At 60.1% G+C, this 16,548-nt stretch carries 16 protein-coding genes; 2 read left to right on the top strand and 14 right to left on the bottom strand.

Features of this window, described 5'->3' with window-relative positions; all coding sequences use genetic code 11:
- Nucleotides 1–14: 14 nt before the first annotated feature.
- The 7 genes from FFI16_RS06100 to minC form a co-directional block, all read right to left on the bottom strand.
- Complete coding sequence (locus tag FFI16_RS06100) at nucleotides 15–2,180, bottom strand: mechanosensitive ion channel family protein (protein ID WP_138814526.1); 2,166 nt, start codon at nucleotides 2,178–2,180, stop codon at nucleotides 15–17.
- A 72-nt stretch (nucleotides 2,181–2,252) separates the two neighbouring features.
- Nucleotides 2,253–2,429 carry a hypothetical protein gene (locus FFI16_RS30430; RefSeq protein ID WP_164488409.1) on the bottom strand — a complete coding sequence of 59 codons (177 nt, stop codon included), beginning with the start codon at nucleotides 2,427–2,429 and terminating at the stop codon, nucleotides 2,253–2,255.
- A gap of 113 nt (nucleotides 2,430–2,542) precedes the next feature.
- On the bottom strand, nucleotides 2,543–3,832 hold the full coding sequence (locus FFI16_RS06105; RefSeq protein ID WP_017137857.1) for a M18 family aminopeptidase: 1,290 nt from the start codon (nucleotides 3,830–3,832) through the stop codon (nucleotides 2,543–2,545).
- Between the two features lie 172 nt (nucleotides 3,833–4,004).
- Nucleotides 4,005–4,640, bottom strand: coding sequence for a pseudouridine synthase (locus tag FFI16_RS06110; protein ID WP_138814527.1), 636 nt, complete (start codon nucleotides 4,638–4,640; stop codon nucleotides 4,005–4,007).
- A 96-nt stretch (nucleotides 4,641–4,736) separates the two neighbouring features.
- Nucleotides 4,737–4,991, bottom strand: coding sequence for a cell division topological specificity factor MinE (gene minE / locus FFI16_RS06115; RefSeq protein WP_003175252.1), 255 nt, complete (start codon nucleotides 4,989–4,991; stop codon nucleotides 4,737–4,739).
- 3 nt (nucleotides 4,992–4,994) lie between these two features.
- Entirely contained in the window at nucleotides 4,995–5,807 is an 813-nt protein-coding gene (minD, locus tag FFI16_RS06120; protein ID WP_003175251.1) for a septum site-determining protein MinD, read from the bottom strand.
- 200 nt (nucleotides 5,808–6,007) lie between these two features.
- Entirely contained in the window at nucleotides 6,008–6,745 is a 738-nt protein-coding gene (minC, locus tag FFI16_RS06125; RefSeq protein ID WP_138814528.1) for a septum site-determining protein MinC, read from the bottom strand.
- Between the two features lie 118 nt (nucleotides 6,746–6,863).
- Here minC and FFI16_RS06130 point away from each other — a divergent pair, with 118 nt between their 5' ends.
- Both FFI16_RS06130 and FFI16_RS06135 read left to right on the top strand, forming a co-directional pair.
- Nucleotides 6,864–7,799, top strand: a complete 936-nt coding sequence (locus FFI16_RS06130) for a lipid A biosynthesis lauroyl acyltransferase (RefSeq protein ID WP_138814529.1) — start codon at nucleotides 6,864–6,866, stop codon at nucleotides 7,797–7,799.
- 29 nt (nucleotides 7,800–7,828) lie between these two features.
- Complete coding sequence (locus FFI16_RS06135; protein ID WP_138814530.1) at nucleotides 7,829–8,959, top strand: patatin-like phospholipase family protein; 1,131 nt, start codon at nucleotides 7,829–7,831, stop codon at nucleotides 8,957–8,959.
- A gap of 109 nt (nucleotides 8,960–9,068) precedes the next feature.
- Here the strand turns inward: FFI16_RS06135 and FFI16_RS06140 are convergent, their stop codons facing one another.
- The 7 genes from FFI16_RS06140 to puuE form a co-directional block, all read right to left on the bottom strand.
- Complete coding sequence (locus tag FFI16_RS06140; protein ID WP_017137852.1) at nucleotides 9,069–9,854, bottom strand: outer membrane protein OmpK; 786 nt, start codon at nucleotides 9,852–9,854, stop codon at nucleotides 9,069–9,071.
- Nucleotides 9,855–10,299: 445 nt separating this feature from the next.
- Nucleotides 10,300–11,646, bottom strand: a complete 1,347-nt coding sequence (locus tag FFI16_RS06145) for a nucleobase:cation symporter-2 family protein (protein ID WP_138814531.1) — start codon at nucleotides 11,644–11,646, stop codon at nucleotides 10,300–10,302.
- Nucleotides 11,647–11,842: 196 nt separating this feature from the next.
- Nucleotides 11,843–13,159 carry a urate hydroxylase PuuD gene (locus tag FFI16_RS06150; RefSeq protein ID WP_138814532.1) on the bottom strand — a complete coding sequence of 439 codons (1,317 nt, stop codon included), beginning with the start codon at nucleotides 13,157–13,159 and terminating at the stop codon, nucleotides 11,843–11,845.
- Between the two features lie 51 nt (nucleotides 13,160–13,210).
- On the bottom strand, nucleotides 13,211–13,714 hold the full coding sequence (locus FFI16_RS06155; RefSeq protein WP_105523190.1) for an ureidoglycolate lyase: 504 nt from the start codon (nucleotides 13,712–13,714) through the stop codon (nucleotides 13,211–13,213).
- A gap of 120 nt (nucleotides 13,715–13,834) precedes the next feature.
- On the bottom strand, nucleotides 13,835–14,830 hold the full coding sequence (alc, locus tag FFI16_RS06160) for an allantoicase (protein ID WP_138814533.1): 996 nt from the start codon (nucleotides 14,828–14,830) through the stop codon (nucleotides 13,835–13,837).
- 41 nt (nucleotides 14,831–14,871) lie between these two features.
- Nucleotides 14,872–15,387, bottom strand: coding sequence for a 2-oxo-4-hydroxy-4-carboxy-5-ureidoimidazoline decarboxylase (gene uraD, locus FFI16_RS06165; RefSeq protein ID WP_138814534.1), 516 nt, complete (start codon nucleotides 15,385–15,387; stop codon nucleotides 14,872–14,874).
- A complete protein-coding gene (puuE, locus tag FFI16_RS06170) occupies nucleotides 15,384–16,310 on the bottom strand; it encodes an allantoinase PuuE (protein WP_138814535.1) in 927 nt (308 codons plus the stop codon). The genes uraD and puuE overlap by 4 nt, the downstream gene beginning before the upstream one ends.
- Nucleotides 16,311–16,548: the final 238 nt, after the last annotated feature.

Consider the following 16,548-nt stretch of genomic DNA (forward strand, 5'->3'; position numbering starts at 1 on the left):
AGACCTCTCCTTATTTATTGTTGTTGATCTTTCTCCTGCACAGTGCCGGCGGTCACCACCTGCACGCTCAAGCGCGGTGTTGCCAGGTCCAGCCCGGCTTCATCCAGATGGCGCTTGAGTGACAGGTTGAACGCCCGCGACACTTCCCACTGCTTGATCGGCGCGGTCTTGAAGCGCGCCCGCAGGATCGCGCTGCCGGACTCAAAGCTCTCAACGCCCTGAATCTCCAGCGGCGACCAGATATTGCGGCGTTGCAGCGGGTCGTTGCGCATTTTCTGGCCAACATCGCGCATCAGCTTGATGGCGTCGTCGATCTCCATGTTGAAGGGGATCGCCACCCGGAAGATCGCATAGCCGAACTCCCGCGAGTAGTTTTTGATGCTTTTGATTTCGCTGAACGGAATGGTGTGTACGATGCCGTCGATATCGCGCAGGCGCACGGTACGGATGGTCAGGCCCTCGACGGTGCCGAGGTGGCCGCCGACATCCACGTAGTCATCAATCGCCAGGGAATCTTCGATGATGATGAACAGGCCGGTGATCAAGTCCGCTACCAGCGACTGTGCACCAAAACCGATGGCGATACCGATCACACCGGCACCGGCCAGCAGCGGCGTGACGTTCATGCCCATGTTCGCCAGGGCGACGATGGCGGCGATGATAAAGATGGTCACGAACAGCACGTTGCGGATCAGCGGCATCATGGTCTGCGCACGCGCATTGGCCAGGCCTTTGCGCGAGCGGGTGAGCGCATGGTGGATCGCGGTGTCGCTGAGAATCCAGATCAGCCAGGCAAACAGCAGCGTGCCGCCCAGGCCGAACAGCTTGACGCTGACTTCATGGCCGTCACCTTCGGTAAAGCGAATCATCGACAGGCCCCACACGCGCAGGCCCAGCTCGATGAATACCAGCCACACCACCAGATGGGCCAGGGTATAGACGAAACTTTTCAGGCGCTCGGAGTACAGCGCGTGGCGCTTGTGCCCACGTTGTGGCTTGAGCGCATGGCGGCGCACCAGCCCGTTGATCACCATGCACAGCACCAGCAACACCGTGCACAACAATGATTGGCGCAGCGCGGTGCTGGTGTCGCCGGCCGACAGGAAGGTGGCGAACAGTGAGATGCCCACCAGCAACAGCGCCGGGATGTACCAGAAGGAGCCGATGATCGAGAGCGTATCGGTGAGGGCGCGACGCGTAAGGCGGCGTGACAGCGGCTGGTTGCGGATCAGGTGCGCAATCGGTCGGCGGAAGCGCAGGATAAACACACCGGTGGACAGCGCGGCCATCACATTGGCGACGGTTGCGGCGGTGTGGGCCAGATGCTGGCCAAGCGCCGCGACCAGCCTTGGGTCGCTCAGGGCTTCACCGAAGGCGGCAAAACTGCCGATCCACCACAACGGGCGGAAGGCCTGATGACGCAGGATGTACAGCGCCCGGTGACGGTGCGGGCCGTCGAGTACCGAGAAGGCAATCACGCAGATCGCCGAGAAACAGGTGCCGACCACCAGCGCATAGGCCAGCACCATCGCCAGGGATTTGCCCAGGGACGACGGCAGCGCGTAGCTGAGGTAAACCGTGATGATCAACGCAATCAGCCATGGCCCGAGTTTACGCAGGGCGAAGCGCACCATGTCCCAGGTACGCGGGTGTTGCGGCAGTTCTTCGGGCAGGCCGAAACGCTCGCGCACGCGGTGGCTGAGCCAGATCAGCGCGGCGGCCAGCAGGCTCCACACTGCCAGGATCACGGCAAAACCGAAAATGATCGGCAGCCATTCGGTGGCCGGCAGCATCAGCGCCGTGAGTTCATCCTTGGCCAGGTCGACCTCGTTGGACCAGCGCCCCAGCGGGCTGTCGGCCCCGGAAAACTGGGCTTCAAGTTCGGCCAGGGTGCTGCCGATCAAGCCAAGCACGCCTTGTTCGGTGGCGGGCTGGGCTTTTTGTGTGGCTTCGCGCAGCTTCTTCAGGTCGCTCAGCAACTGGGTGCGCTGCTGGTCGTTTTCCAGGGTCTTGATCACCTCGTCCAACGACTGGCCCAACGGCACATCGGCCTGGGGCTGGGTCTTGTTGGTACTGCCCAGCAGGCCGGGCAGGCTCACGGCGTTTGCTGGCGCAAGGGGCAGCAGCGTGAGCAGGGCGATCAGAAAATAGCAGGGCAGGGCAAACAGACGGGAAAGCACGAGGCGGTCAACCTTGAAAACGACGAATTGACCGAGTGTACGAGGCCGCTATGCCCAATGCGAGTGCATTTGTTATTCCGCGAGTTTGGCGAGGATCTTGTAAACCACAGTGCCGAGAATCAACAGCATGCCGATCCACATGCCAAACACCCCCACGGGCTTGTCGCGAAAGTTGAAGCCGGTCGCGAGCAGGATCATGCCGATGATGATAGGAATGAGCATGGCGTGGAATGAAGACATGGAGATCATGGGGCGACGGCCTTGTCGGAGTGGGAATACTGACAAGTCTAGGCCGGATTATGCAAAGTGGCAGTGATATGGGTCAGGTTTATGCAAAACCTGACCGCATTCAGGCCCTGATGTCAGGGCAGATCGCGACTCGCATAAAACGCACCCAACACCTTCACCAGGTGCGCCAGATCATGGCTGCCACACAGCTCACGAATCGAGTGCATGGCAAACGTCGGCAAGCCGATGTCCACGGTACGCACGCCCAGGTGGCTGGCGGTGATCGGGCCGATGGTCGAGCCACAGCCCATGTCGCTGCGCACCACAAAGCTCTGCACCGGTACTTCCTGGGCCATGCACAGGTGGCGGAAGAACCCGGCGGTTTCGCTGTTGGTGGCGTAGCGCTGGTTGCTGTTGACCTTGATCACCGGGCCGGCGTTGAGTTTCGGGCCATGGTTGGCGTCGTGTTTCTCGGCGTAGTTGGGGTGTACGCCGTGGGCGTTGTCTGCCGAGACCAACAGAGATTTCTGAATGGTGCGTACGAATTCTTCACCTTCCGGCAAAAGACGGCGCAGGGTCTGCTCCAGCATCGGGCCATCCGCACCGCAGGCCGAGCAGGAGCCGACTTCTTCGTGGTCGTTGCACACCAGCACGCAGGTTTCGTCGTTTTCGCTGGTGAGCAAGGCTTGCAGGCCGGCGTAGCACGACAGCAGATTGTCCAGGCGCGCACCAGCGATGAAATCGCCATTGAGGCCGATCACCGCAGCACTTTGCGTGTCGTAGAAGCTCAACTCGTAGTCGAGCACCACATCGGCGTTCAGGCCGTGTTCGCGGGCGAGTTGCTCAGTAAGCACGGCGCGGAAGTCCACCCTCTCGTCACCGGCGAACTGCGCAAGGATCGGCGGCAGCTCGGTCTGGGCATTGATCGCCCAGCCCTGGTTGGCTTCACGGTTCAGGTGAATCGCCAGGTTGGGGATGATGGCAATCGGCAACTTGAAATCGATCAGTTGGCTCTCGACCTTGCCGTCGCGGCGGAAGGTCACGCGGCCGGCCAGCGACAGGTCGCGGTCGAACCATGGCGCCAGCAGCGCGCCGCCGTAGACTTCCACGCCCAACTGCCAGAAGCCCTGGCGTTGCAGCTCCGGCTGGGGCTTGACCCGCAGGCACGGGCTGTCGGTGTGGGCGCCGACCATACGGATGCCGTCTTGCAGCGGCGAATGCTTACCGAGCTTGAAGGCGATGATCGAGGAGTCGTTACGGGTGACGTAATAGCGCCCGTTGGCCTCGGTGGCCCAGGTTTCGCGCTCGTCGAGCCGCTGGTAACCGGCCGCTTCCAGGCGCTGGGCGAGGGCGGCAGTGGCATGAAAAGGAGTAGGGGAGGCCTTGAGGAAGTCGATCAGGCCTTGATTCAACGCTTCGCGCATAAATAGCTCCAGACAGCAATGCGCGGAGTTTACCGTTCGATGGCGAGAACTGCACATAACAAATGTGGGAGCGGGCTTGCTCGCGAATGCGGTGTGTCAGTCACTGAATGTGTATCTGATCCACCGCATTCGCGAGCAAGCCCGCTCCCACATTTTGATCGTATTGCCAATTTTAGAACGGAGCCGGGCACTCGAAACGCAAACGCTCGCCGCTCTGCGGGTGCGTGAAGCTCAGCATGCTTGCATGCAGGCACAGGCGCGGCCAGGCGGCCAGGGCTTGTTCATGGGCGTACAAGCCATCACCCAGCAGCGGATGGCCGATCGACAGCATATGCACCCGCAACTGGTGCGAACGCCCGGTGATCGGCGTGAGTTCCACGCGGCACCAATCGCCACATCGCTCCAGCACTTTCCAGAAGGTCAGCGCGTTTTTGCCAAACTCATAGTCGACTACGTGGCGCGGCTTGGTCGGCGGGTCGTAGCGCAAGGGCAGGTCGATGCTGCCACTGTCCAGTTCCGGCTGGCCCCAGGCCAAGGCGGTGTAGGCTTTTTCGGTTTCGCGGTCGTGAAACTGGCGCGAGAGTTCGCGGTGACTGTCGGCGTCCCGTGCGAGCAGGATGATCCCTGAGGTTTCCCAGTCCAGGCGATGGACGATGCGGGCTTCGGGGTAGCCGTTTTCCTGCAGACGGGTGATCAGGCAGTCCTTGTTGTCATCGGCACGGCCAGGCACCGAGAGCAGCAGGGTAGGCTTGTTCACCACCAGGACGGCGGCGTCCTGATGCAGGATATGAATATTGGACAGCGGCATTAAACAGCCTCGTAACAAACGCCAACGGCGGCTCGCCCACCCGGTTCCCCAAAAGGGATCAAGGTGACCGAGCCGCCGTGGCAGCCGCCTTTTCGATTAACGATCAGGCAGGGTGATATTGAGTTCCAGAATCGAGCAGCTGCCGTCGTTTTCAAGGGCGACATGCACGTCATCGTTGCCGATATTGACGTACTTGCGGATCACCTCCACCAGTTCCTTCTGCAAGGCTGGCAGGTAGTCCGGGGTACTGCGTTGGCCGCGTTCGTGCGCCACGATGATCTGTAGACGCTCTTTCGCTACCGACGCGGTACTTGGCTTTTTGTTGGCGCGAAAGAAGTCGAGAAATTTCATTGTTTAGTTGCCTCCAAAGATACGCTCGAAGAATCCCTTCTTCTTAACATCGAGGAAGCGATGTTCCACGGTCTTGCCCAGCAAGCGATCGACTGCATCGCTGTACGCCTGGCCGGCGTCACTCTGGTCGTCAAGAATCACCGGAACACCTTGGTTGGAAGCCTTGAGGACCGCCTGGGATTCGGGGATCACGCCCAGCAGGGTCACTGCGAGGATTTCCTTCACGTCTTCAACGCCAAGCATTTCGCCGTTGCTGACGCGCTCCGGGTTGTAACGGGTGAGCAGCAGGTGCTCCTTGATCGGGTCCTGACCTTCTTCGGCGCGCTTGGATTTGCTGGCCAGCAGGCCGAGCATGCGGTCCGAGTCACGTACCGAGGAGACTTCCGGGTTGGTGACGACGATGGCTTCATCGGCGAAGTACATCGCCAGGTGAGCACCGGTTTCGATACCGGCCGGCGAGTCGCACACCACGTATTCGAAGGTTTCTTTCAGTTCGGCGAGGACTTTGCCCACGCCTTCCTTGGTCAGCGCGTCTTTGTCACGGGTCTGGCTGGCGGCCAGCACGTACAGGTTCTCAAGGCGCTTGTCCTTGATCAGGGCCTGTTGCAGGTTGGCTTCGCCGTTCACCACGTTGACGAAGTCGTACACCACGCGGCGTTCGCAGCCCATGATCAGGTCGAGGTTACGCAAACCGACGTCGAAGTCGACGATGACTGTTTTATGGCCGCGCAGAGCGAGGCCGGTACCGATAGCGGCGCTGGTGGTGGTCTTACCCACACCACCCTTGCCGGATGTAACCACGAGAATCTTGGCCAAGGTGTTTCACCCCTAAGGAAAAAGGACTTTTCGGTCCCTGAAAAACATCTCTTGAAACTCGCTGCAGGCGGACAGCCTTTGTAGGAAAAAGATGTGGTTTCCATGGGGAAACGCCAACTTCCAATTATTCCTACACAAGTCTTGCCGGTTTCGCTTTGCTATCAGAGTCTAGAGATGCTTGGAAAATGCGGCAGTATCCGTTAAAGACGGATGATGTTCAACACATCGCCCGACAGGCTGACCTGCACCCCGGCCCCCCACAGCGGATCACGGCGCAAATCTTCTGAAACCTTGTACTGGCCTGCGATGGACACTAGCTCAGCGCTCAACTGCTGGCAAAAAATCCGCGCCTTGGTATCGCCCTTGATGCCGGCGAGGGCACGTCCGCGCATGGGGCCGTATACATGGATGTTGCCATCGGCCAGAAGTTCCGCCCCGGGGCTTACCGAGGAGATCACCACCAGGTCGCCACCCTGGGCGTAAATCTGCTGCCCGCCGCGTACCGGAGAGGTGATGATCTTTGTAGGCTTGACCGAAGGTTCCGGCGGTTTTTCCGGTTTTTTCTTACCTTCACCTTCCAGCGGTTCGAGCGGGCGCTCGCGGGCACCGGAGGGTGGCAATACGGGCAGTTCAATAGCGATGGCTGCGGCGATGTCTTCGATACGGCTGGCGCGAATCGCCAGGGTGCGCAAACCGTGAGAGCGGCAGACGCGCATCAGGCCGGGCAAATCAATGGCACCCTGGCCGGCCGGGAGTTTGTCCAGGGCCAGTACCAGCGGGGCATTGTTGAAGAAGTTCGGCGCCAGGGCAACCTTGGCGGCGAGCTGGCGGTCCAGGGCGTCGAGGTCGTTGCGGGCCAGTTCCAGCACGGTAATGGCGAGCATGCTGCCTTTCAGCTGGAACACGGGATCTTGGTCTAGCGGTTCGGTTTGGCTCATGGTCGGCAAAAGCGGCTTGTCACGAAAAGTGTCGAGACTTATAACGAGAACATCCACGGGCCGCAAGCCGAGTCGAACGTTGTAGAATGCGCGGCCCTTGTCTTTACCGGAATCTGTAATGGATCGCCCGCGTTTTCGAGCTGTATTTCTTCACCCGCGTTTTTGGCTGTTATGGCTGGGACTCGGCCTGCTGTGGCTGATTACACAGTTGCCCTACCGCGCATTGCTGACCATTGGTCGATTACTTGGCGCCGGCATGTACTGTGTGGCCGCTGATCGTCGCCGCATCGCCGCGCGCAACCTTGAGCTGTGCTTCCCGGAAAAGTCCGCCAAGGAACGTAAACGGCTGCTCAAGGAAAACTTCGCGTCCACCGGCATCGCCTTCTTCGAGATGGCCATGAGCTGGTGGTGGCCCAAGGCGCGTCTGGCACGTTTGGCCCATGTCGAAGGGCTTGAGCATTTGAAGCAGGCGCATCTGGATGGCAAGGGTGTGATCCTGATGGCGTTGCACTTCACCACCCTGGAAATCGGCGCGGCCCTGCTCGGACAGAAGCACACCATCGATGGCATGTACCGCGAGCATGGCAACCCGCTGTTCGACTTTATCCAGCGCCGTGGCCGTGAGCGGCATAACCTCGATTCCCTGGCAGTGGAGCGCGACGACGTGCGCGGCATGCTCAAGCTGCTGCGCTCGGGCCGCGCCATCTGGTATGCGCCCGACCAGGACTACGGCGCCAAGCAAAGCATTTTCGTACCGCTGTTCGGCATTCAGGCCGCTACCGTGACCGCCACCAGCAAGTTTGCGCGGCTGGGCAAGGCACTGGTGATGCCTTTCACCCAGGAGCGCCTGGCCGATGGCAGCGGTTACCGCCTGGTGATCCACCCGCCGTTGATCGACTTCCCCGGCGAGAGCGACGAAGTTGACTGCCTGCGCATCAACCAGTGGGTTGAAGCCTCGGTGCGCGAATGCCCCGAGCAGTACCTGTGGACGCACCGGCGCTTCAAGAGCCGCCCGCCCGGCGAGGCTAAGTTGTACGAACCGCGCCGCCGATAACCCCCACTTTTGCACAATGGAGTGACGCAATGCGCCCAGCTGAACCGGTCACAGGCTTGATTCTTTCCGGTGGCGGGGCGCGAGCGGCGTATCAGGTGGGAGTGCTGGCGGCGATTGCCGAGTTGCTGCCGCCGGGAGCGCCAAATCCTTTTCCGGTGATTGTCGGCACCTCGGCCGGCGCGATCAATGCGGTGAGCCTGGCCAGTGGCGCCACGGATTTCACCGCCGCCATCCAGCGTCTCACAGCCTTCTGGCAGGGCTTTCGCAGCCATCTGGTATTGCGCAGCGATTGGCCAGGCGTGGTGCACCAGGCCAGCCGGTTCTTTATCCATAGCCTGCTGGGTTTCGGCGCTCAGGTGCCGGTGGCGCTGCTCAACAGTACGCCACTGCGTGACCTGCTCAATGACAAGCTGCACCTGCACGGCATCGACGAGGCGATCCGCAACAAGCATTTGCATGCCGTTGCGGTCACGGCCTTTGGCTACGAGTCCGGGCAAGCGGTGACCTTCTATCAGGGCGGCGGCAAGATCGATGCCTGGCTGCGCCATCGGCGTATCGGTGTGCCGACCCAACTGACGGTTGAGCACTTGCTGGCAAGCTCTGCGATCCCTTTGCTGTTTGCGCCGGTCAAGCTCGATCAGGAATATTTTGGTGACGGTGCCGTGCGCCAATCCGCGCCCATCAGCCCGGCCTTGCACCTGGGTGCCAACCGCGTGCTGGTGGTGGGCGTGAGCGGCAACCCGCGCGGCAATGAACCTTCGATGCAGCGTACCTACACCGGCCAGGAGCCGACCTTGGCGCAGATTGGCGGGCATATGCTCAACAGTACGTTCATTGACAGCCTGGAAAGCGATATCGAGCTGTTGGAGCGTCTGAACCAATTCAGCCATGCTGCGCCTGGGCTGGCGCCGGTAGAGGTGCTGGTGATTGCGCCCAGCCAGCCGATCGATGAAATTGCGGCGCGGCATCGGCAGGAGTTGCCGGCGGCGTTGCGTCTGTTCTTGCGCGGCCCGGGGGCAACCAAGACCAGTGGGGCGGGGGTGTTGAGTTACTTGCTGTTTGAGGCGGGGTATTGCAGCGAGTTGATTGAACTGGGGCGCAAGGACGCACTTGCCAAGCGCGAGGAATTGTCCAAATTCCTTGGGCTGACAGTGAACTAAATGTGGGAGCTGGCTTGCCTGCGATAGCGGTATTCCTGTGCCAACTATGTTGGCTGACAGATCGCTATCGCAGGCAAGCCAGCTCCCACAGGGGATTGGCGTTACTCAATCAGAAGTGATACTTGACCAGGAAGCTCGCCGTGTCCTGGTTAGTCTTGAACGCGCCGGAATCTTCGATCCCGTACTTGTTCTTCCAGTAGTCATATTCGAAGCCGACATACAGCTGCTTCTCGCCCCAATGCAGCGCCTTGCCCAAGTCGTACTTGACCTGTGGGTTGAAGTGCAGGTTGGCGTGGTAGGTGCCACGGGCGTTCCTGTCGTTGTCCACCACCCAGTCCATAAAGCCGTCGATCAGCACGTTGGAGTTGCCGACGGGAATGGTGTACGACCACACCGGCGTGATCTGCCACACGCCATCGCCTGGGCGATTGCCTTCGGTCTGGCGCTGGTAGAAGTTCAACTGGAAGTAGTCGAAGCCAGGGATGTTCAGGTCAAAGCCCGGGCCTAGCAGGTACGACTCGTTATCGCCTTCGCCGAACTCGTAAGTGAAGGCCAGCAGCACATCTTTGATTGGGCCGAATGAGAGGTCTTTGTCGAAGATCTTGCCGAACGACAAGCGTGGGCTGAACTCGCCGTAGTAAGTACTTGGGCCGACGTTGCCGTCTTCCTTGCCGTTGTAGAAGATGCGGTCGACGAACAGGAAGTTGTCGCCGTACTTCCACGCATCGGCGTGCTCGAAGGTGACGGTTTGCTGGATCTGTGGGTTAACGGTGAAGTTCTTGCCCCACAGGTACGTCAGGCTGTTGTTCTGCCACTGCAACAAATCGCCTGCCACGGCTTGGCCGCCGGCCAGCAGGGATCCTGCCAGCATCAGGCCTTTGAACATAGGTTTCATTCGGTTGCTCCCGAGTCAAAGTTTTATGGTTGTTTTTCTACGCAGGCGCTCTGGTGTGGCGCCTTTTGGTTCGCTGCAAAAATCGTCTGTTTGGTCAGCTTTAGTGCTTTTAGCAAGAGCTGCGCCAAGGTGTTTAAAAAGCCAATAAAAGGCCTTCGGCTGCACTTGATGCAGTCGAATCCCGAGGTTTTTTCTGCACGTTGGCCGCAGACATTGGGCCAGGATAAGTTGGCCCTGCAGTCAGCTTTTACATTCGCTGTTTTTTTTTGAGTCGATTCGAGCGGGCGCGGAGAATACTGGCTCCCAGGCCTTGGCTCAAGTGCGCTGTTAGAGAGCGCAGGGGGCGAGAATGGGGCGCGGCTTGTGGCCGGCCCCAGGTGAATAGGGTGCATGTGGGTATTTCCTGTTGGTTATTATTTTTGTTGTTTTTTGCTAACAGGTGAAATCAATGCGTGTGGGCGACAGCGGGGCGTTCCGAACCGCCGAGGATGTTGAACAGGATGTTCAGCGACAAGGCGCTGAGGGTGGCCATGGCGATTCCGCTGTGGGTAATCGGGCTCATCCACAGAGGCAACTGCGCAAAGAACTCCGGGCGCACCACCGGGATCAGGCCCATGCCGATGCTGACCGCCACCAGCAACTGGTTGCGACGGTCGGCAATGTCGGCCTCTTGCAGGATTTTGATGCCAGTCGCTGCGACCATGCCGAACATGGCAATGGCGGCACCGCCCAATACGGCCGGTGGAATCGACGCCACCAGAAACGCGGCTTTGGGCAGCAGGCTGAGCACAATCAAAAACGCCCCGGCCATGATCGTCACCGAGCGGCAACGCACGCCGGTCATCTGCACCAGGCCGATATTCTGCGCGAATGAGGAGTGGGTAAAGGTGTTGAAGAAACCGGCGAAAAATGAGGCGCCGGCATCACACAGCAAGCCACGGCGCAGCATTTTTGGCGTGACCTCCTGGCCGGTGATTTTGCCCAGCGCAAGGAACATCCCGGTGGACTCGACGAAGATGATCACCACCACCAGGCACATCGACAGGATGGGCGCCAACTCGAACTTGGGCATGCCGAAATGCAGTGGTGTCACCACCTGCACCCACGGCGCCTGGGCCAGGCCGCTGAGGTCGACCATGCCGAGCAGCCCGCACAAGCCATAGCCGAGCGCCATGCCGATCAGCACCGAGATGTTCACCCAGAAGCCGCGCATGAAACGGTTGATCAGCAAGATGGTCGCCAGCACCAGCGCGGCAATCGCCAGATAAATCGGCGAGCCGAACGTTGCAGCAGCGCTGCCGCCGCCGGCCCAGTTCACGGCTACGGGGAACAGCGACAGGCCGATGGCCGTGATCACGGTGCCGGTCACCAACGGCGGGAAAAACCGTACGACCTTGGACATGAACGGCGCGATCAGCATGCCGAAGAACCCGGCAGCGATGGTCGCGCCGAAGATCCCTTGCAGGCCGATGCCAGGCATGCCGGCCATGGCCACCATGCTGCCGACGGCGGCAAAACTGGCGCCCATCATCACCGGCATGCGAATGCCCACCGGGCCGATGCCGAATGACTGCACCATGGTGGCTATACCGGCCACCAGCAAGTCGGCGTTGATCAGAAAGGCGATTTCTTCACGGCTCAAGCCTGCGGCCTGGCCAATGATCAGGGGTACGGCGACGGCGCCGCCGTACATCAGCAAGACGTGTTGCAGGCCAACCAGAATCAGTTGCAAGAGGGGCAGCCGCACCATGGCGGGTGCGGCGGGAATCTGCGGTTCGACTAACTCGGTCATGCAACACCTCGAATCTTTTTTATTTTTGTGTTGTTTGGCATTCAATTGCCATTTGAAACGGTATATCTCAAACACTGCATATCCCCTGTGGGAGCGGGCTTGCTCGCGAATACGGTGTGTCATTCAGCACTTCAGGTGACTGAACCACCGCATTCGCGAGCAAGCCCGCTCCCACATTTAGATCTGCAGCAGGCTGTCAGTTCGTGCGTGCCCCCTGGTTGATCCAGGTGCCGATCAAATCCCGCTCCTGCTGGGTCATCTGGGTGATGTTGCCCAGCGGCATGATCTGGCTGGCCACGGCTTGCGCTTGAATACGCGCCGCCTGCTGCTGGATCTGCGCCGGGGTGTCGAACATCACGCCGGCTGGTGCGGTGCTGAACAGCGGGCTGGTGGGCTTGGCCGAATGGCACACGGCGCAGCGTTCCTGGATCACGCCGTGCACCTTGTCGAAATCAATCGATGCCTGGGCCGGTGCCGCAGCAGGTGCTGCTGCCGGTGCGGCCGGTGCGGCCGGTGCTGCCGGTGCAGCGGGTTTCAGACCTCCGCCCAACGCGGTTTCCGGCAACGGCTGGTACTCGATGGCGGCAGGCGCCTTGGCCACATCCGGTGCAGTCGAAACAGGCTTGGGACCGGTCACATACGCCAGGCAGATCATCGCCAATGCGCCTGCCGGCAAGGTCCACGCATACTTCTGGCTGTTATGCCGCGTGTTGAAGTAGTGACGCACCAACACCGCCGCCACTGCGATACCCGCCAGGATCAGCCAGTTGTATTGGCTGCCGTAGGTGCTCGGGAAGTGGTTGCTGATCATGATGAACAGCACCGGCAAGGTGAAGTAGTTGTTGTGGCGCGAACGCAGCAGGCCCTTGGCCGGCAATGCCGGGTCAGGTGTGCGGTTCTCGGCGATGGCCGCCACCAGCGCACGCTGGGCGGGCATGATGATGCGGAACACGTTACCGACCATGATGGTGCCGATTACCGCACCCACGTGCAGGTAGGCGCCACGGCCGCTGAACACTTTGCTGAAGCCGTACGCAGCGGCAATCAACAGTACGAACAGGATCAGGCCGAGCAGGGCAGGGCGCTTGCCCAGTGCGGAGTCGCAGAGGAAGGAGTAGATGAACCAGCCGGCCAGCAACGAGCCGAGGCCCAGCAACACACCTTCCGGGCCGCTGAGGCTGCTGCCCGGGGCCAGCAGGTACAAGGTCGGGTTGGCGTAGAACACTACGCACAGCAGCGCGATGCCCGACATCCAGGTGAAATAGGCTTCCCATTTGAACCAATGCAGGTTGTCCGGCATGGTCGGCGGGGCCAGTTTGTATTTTTCCAGGTGGTAGATACCGCCACCGTGGATCGCCCATAAGTCACCGGCCAGGCCGTCTTTTGGGTTGACGCGATTAAGGTTGTTTTCCAGCCAGACAAAATAGAAGGAAGCGCCGATCCACGCGACGCCAGTGATCATGTGAACCCAGCGCACGCTAAGGTTCAGCCATTCCATCAAATGTGCTTCCACAGTCTTTACCTCTCGCCTGTCACCCTTGTTGTCGGGTGATCAAGCCTTCTCTTATTGGTGGGGGGCGAGGATCAAACGCTCATCCTCTTTGAAAAAATGCTCATCGCAGTTATTGCCTGTGCCACTGCGATCAACCACCAGGAAGTCATCCCGCTTTTCGATCGTCAGCACCGGGTGGTGCCAGACGCCGCGATGGTAATTAATGCCCTGCCTGCCGTTGGTGACGAAGGCGCGGACCAAGCCCGATACAGGTTCATCGCCAAGTGGCGCGACCACGATCAGAAAGGGGTTGCCGAGCAGCGGGATGAATGCCTGGCTGCCCAGCGGGTGTCTTTCCAGCATGCACACGGTCAGCGGCATGTCCTGCGCATCGGCGCGGAAGATGCTGATGATGGCGTGGTCTTCAGGCTGGGCGGTTTCTACCGTGGCCAGCTTGTGAAAGCGCATGGTCGACCCGTTGTTGATCATGAAGTGATCGCTGCCATCGGTTTCGATAACGTCTCCGAAAGGGGCGAAGGCTTCTTTGGTCAGGGGTTCGATCACGAGTGTGCGCATGGCTGTCTTCTTATCCGGATTCTGTGTTGTTTGTTCTGGCGCCTTCGCGAGCAAGCCCGCTCCCACAGGGGAATGCATTTCAAATGTGGGAGCGGGCTTGCTCGCGAATGGCATCACCGCTTACTTCGAAACCTTGCCCAAAACCCGCAGGCGGCTCACACCACCATCCGGGAACACGTTCAGGCGGATATGGGTAATCGGCCCCAGTGCCTTGATCTGCTCGGCAAACGTATGTTCAGCGTGCATTTCCAGTTTCTGCGCCGGCAGCAGTTCGCGCCAGAACAGCGATTGGGTTTCGATCTGGCTGTCGGTGCCGCCTTTCACGAACGCGCCCTGGATCGAGCAAGTGTCCGGGTAGTTGCCCTTGAAGTGCAGGGTGTCGACCACGATTTTCTCGATCTCGCCCGGGTGGCCCAATGCGACGATCACCCAGTCATTGCCTGGCGTGCGACGACGGGCGGTTTCCCAGCCGTCGCCCATGTTGATGCCACGGCCCGGGTTGAGGATGTTGCTCATACGGCCGAAGTGTTCATCGGAGCACGCCAGGGCGCGGCCGCCGTTGAGGGCAGCAGCGAGGTCGACCTGTTCGTTGTCGCCCACCGAGGACCAGTCGCGGAACGGCACGCCGTACACACGCAGACGGGCTACGCCGCCGTCCGGGTAGATGTTGAAACGCAGGTGGCTGAAGGCCTGGTCGTTGTTGATCTCATGGTAGTGGTGGCTGTTGCCTTGCAGCTCCACCGCCGACAGCACTTCCACCCACTGGGTGTTTTCATCTGGGTCGCCCGAGGCCAGGAAGCAGGCTTCCAGGGAAGCCGATGGCGGGAAGTTGCCGGTGAAGAATGAAGTGTCGATGTCCACGCCCTTGATCGAGCCGGGTACGCCCAGGCGGATCACCGCGCTGTCGTAGCCTTCGAAGCGCTTGCGGCGCGACTCCCAGCCATCCATCCACTTGCCGTTGTCATCGAAAACGCCCTCCTTCCACACGGCCGGGGTCGGCTGGAACAGGCGGTTGGCGTCAGCGAACCAGTCATCGGTCACCGAGAGGATCTTGGTGCCCAGGCGGGCGTCGGCCAGGTTGACGAACTTTTCGAAAGGTACGGCGTAAGCTTTCATTCTTCTTGTCTGCCTTAGATAGAGTGGCTGGGGATGGTCTGTTAGAGGGTCAGTAAACGGAACAACGCGATCTTGTTGACCTCGGCCAGCGCGCATTTGAACTCGGCGTCTGCCGAATTGTGAATGCGCGTTTCGAACGCAGCGAGGATCTGATGCCGGTTGCTGCCTTTTACCGCCATGATGAAGGGAAACTTGAACTTGGCCTTGTAGGCATCGTTCAGCTCGGTGAAGCGCGAGAACTCTTCGGCCGTGCATTGGTGAATCCCCGCGCCAGCTTGCTCATCGGTGCTGGCTTGGGTCAGTTGGCCCTGGACGGCAGCTTTGCCGGCCAAGTCCGGGTGAGCGTTGATCAGGGCCAGCTGGCTGGCATGATCGGCGCTTAACAGGATATCGCTCATGCGCTGGTGCAGGGTTTCGATCTGGTCGACCGAGCTGTCCTGGCCCAGGTCGAAGGCCTTTTCGGCCACCCATGGCGAGTGTTCGTAGATATCGGCGAAAGCGGCGACAAATTCATCGCGGCTCAGGGTCGATGGCTTCAGGGTCTGGAACGCAGTCATTTCGCCGCTCCCGTGTACGGGTGGGTTTCGTGCCAGTGACGGGCAATGTCGACGCGGCGGGTGAACCACACCTGTTCATGACCTTTGGCGTATTCGATAAAGCGCTTCAAGGCTGCGAGACGGGCAGGGCGGCCGATCAGGCGGCAGTGCAGGCCGATGGAAAGCATCTTCGGTGCTTCGGCGCCTTCGGCATACAGCACGTCAAACGCGTCCTTGAGGTACTCGAAAAAGTCGTCGCCCTTGTTGAAGCCCTGCACCTGGGTAAAGCGCATATCGTTGGTGTCCAGGGTGTAAGGGATCACCAGGTGCGGCTTGCCGGTGGGGTTGTTGGGTTCCCAGTAGGGCAGGTCGTCATCGTAGGTGTCGCAGTCGTAGAGGAAACCGCCTTCTTCCATCACCAGTCGGCGGGTGTTGGGGCCGGTGCGGCCGGTGTACCAGCCCAGTGGGCGTTCGCCGGTCAGCTCGGTGAGGATGCGGATGGCCTCGAGCATGTGCTCGCGCTCCTGGGCCTCGTCCATGTATTGGTAGTCGATCCAGCGGTAGCCGTGGCTGCAGATCTCGTGGCCGGCCTCGACCATTGCGCGGATCACGTCCGGGTGGCGCTGGGCGGCCATGGCGACGGCGAAGATGGTCAGCGGGATATCGAATTCTTTGAATAGCTTGAGGATGCGCCACACGCCGGCACGGCTGCCGTATTCGTACAGCGACTCCATGCTCATGTTGCGGGCGCCTTGCAGCGGTTGGGCCGAGACCATTTCCGAAAGGAAGGCTTCGGACTCTTTATCACCGTGCAAAATGTTGCGCTCACCGCCTTCTTCGTAGTTGAGTACGAACGACAGCGCAATGCGTGCCTTGCCCGGCCAGTGGGGGTGAGGAGGGTTACTGCCGTAACCGATCAGGTCGCGTGGGTAGTCAGCGCTCACTGCAGTCTTCCTTCTTGTTCGTGGTAGCAAGTGTGTGTGGCGGCCGGGCAGTGGAAAGACTGGGTGGCGTCACAGCGATGAGTGATTGTATACAACTTATCTGCCACTTTGTAAGCCTGCATTTCTGCATTTTTTCTGTAGCACTCGGTTAAAAGTGTGTAGCAAGAAACTTGCCTGGTTGGTCAGCTAATGGACAAAAGGTCGTTTAAAAGCAAGGTTTACTCACGGACTGACTCAA

This window comes from Pseudomonas sp. KBS0710, from assembly GCF_005938045.2.
GTDB lineage: Bacteria > Pseudomonadota > Gammaproteobacteria > Pseudomonadales > Pseudomonadaceae > Aquipseudomonas.